Origin of the sequence: Tahibacter caeni (assembly GCF_024609805.1) — a bacterium.
GTDB classification, from domain to species: Bacteria; Pseudomonadota; Gammaproteobacteria; order Xanthomonadales; family Rhodanobacteraceae; genus Tahibacter; species Tahibacter caeni.
The window spans coordinates 1-1,817 of record NZ_JANFVR010000562.1 but is presented as its reverse complement, the minus strand read 5'-3'; the positions used below and the strand labels follow the sequence as shown (position 1 = coordinate 1,817).

Sequence of the window (1,817 nt, the reverse complement as noted above, 5' to 3'; positions counted from 1 at the left end):
CCGCCGCGGCCGGCGCCGGCGCGGCCGGTCTGGCCGCCGCGGCCGGCGGCTTGCTGCGCGGCGTCGGACGCTGACGCAGCCAGTCGCTGTAGCCGCCGACGTATTCGCCGATGCGGCCCTCGCCTTCGAGCACCAGGGTGCTGGTCACGACGTTGTCGATGAACGCGCGGTCGTGGGAAACCAGCAGCAGGGTGCCGGCGTAGTCGGTCAGCAGGTCTTCGAGCAGCTCCAGGGTCTCCACGTCGAGATCGTTGGTCGGCTCGTCCATGACCAGCAGGTTGGACGGCTTGGCGAACAGCTTGGCCAGCAGCAGGCGGTTGCGCTCGCCGCCGGACAGCGCCGTGATCGGCGCGCGCGCGCGTTCGGGCGTGAACAGGAAATCCTGCAGGTAGCCGACGATGTGCTTGCGCGAGCCGTTGAGCTCGATGTACTCGCGGCCCTCGGCGACGTTGTCCAGCGCGCTGAGGTCGTCGCGCAGCTGCACGCGGTGCTGGTCGAAATAGGCGATCTCGAGATTCGTGCCGAGCTGGATCTCGCCGCGGTCCGGCGCGAGTTCGCCGAGCAGCAGCTGCAGCAGGGTGGTCTTGCCCGAGCCGTTCGGGCCGATGATGCCGATGCGGTCGCCGCGCTGCACGTTGCAGGAGAAGTTCACGACCATGGGCCGGCGCTCGTAGGCGAAATAGACGTGCTTCGCCTCGACCACGCGCTTGCCGGACCTGGCCGCGTCGGCGAGCTCCATGCGCGCCGTGCCGGCCAGCTCGCGCCGCTGCGCGCGCTCCACGCGCATCTGCCTGAGCCGGCGCACGCGCCCCTCGTCGCGCGTGCGCCGCGCCTTGATGCCCTGGCGGATCCAGACTTCCTCCTGCGCGAGCAGCTTGTCGAAGCGCGCGTTCTCCTGCGCTTCGGCATGCAGGCGCTCCTCGCGCCGGCGCAGGTAGTTGTCGTAGTCGCCGGGCCAGCTCGTGAGCTTGCCGCGGTCGATCTCGACGATGCGCGTGGCGAGCGCGCGCAGGAAGCTGCGGTCGTGGGTCACGAAGACGATGCTGCCGCGGAACTGGCGCAGGAAGTCTTCCATCCAGGCGATGGACTCGATGTCCAGGTGGTTGGTCGGCTCGTCGAGCAGCAGCACGTCGGGCGCCTGCACGAGTGCCTGGGCGAGCAGCACGCGGCGCTTCATGCCGCCCGACAGCGCGGCGAAGTCGGCGTCCTCGGGCAGGTCCAGCCGCGCGAGCACGTCGCCGACGCGGCGATCGAGGTCCCAGCCGTGCACGCTTTCGATGCGCGCCTGCACCGCCGCGAGCGCCTCGGTATTGCCGGGCACGTCGAGCGCGTGGCTCAGGTGGTGGAACTGCGCGAGCCAGGCGCCGAGCTCGCCGAGTCCCTGCGCGACGACGTCGAACACGCTACCGGCCGTGGCCTGCGGCACTTCCTGCGCAAGCCGCGCGACGCGCGTGCCGCCGTCGACCTGGACGGTGCCGTCGTCGGGGCGGATTTCGCCGGCGATCAGCTTCATCAGGGTGGATTTGCCGGCGCCGTTGCGGCCGACGATGCAGACGCGCTCGTTCGCGTCCAGGGAGAAATCGACGTGGTCGAGCAGCAGAGGACCGCCGACGCTGTAGTCGACCTGACGCAGTTGCAGCAGGGGCATTGCGGATACCGCGGGATTCGGGGGCGCGAAGCATAGCGCGCGCGGCCGCGTTCGCGCCCACCGTCCGAGGGACGCCAGCTGAGGGACGCCGGCCGTGACGGGCCGCCGGTCGTGCCGGCAGTCGCCGGCCCGGAGCCCGCCGCCCCTGCCGCACGATCGGCGCGGCGGG

The 1,817-nt window shown here is 71.4% G+C and carries 1 protein-coding gene; it reads right to left on the bottom strand.

What is annotated here, in order from left to right; translation table 11 throughout:
* The coding region (locus NON22_RS23780; protein WP_257389463.1) for an ATP-binding cassette domain-containing protein at positions 1–1,648 on the bottom strand (1,648 nt) is incomplete at its 3' end.
* Positions 1,649–1,817: the final 169 nt, after the last annotated feature.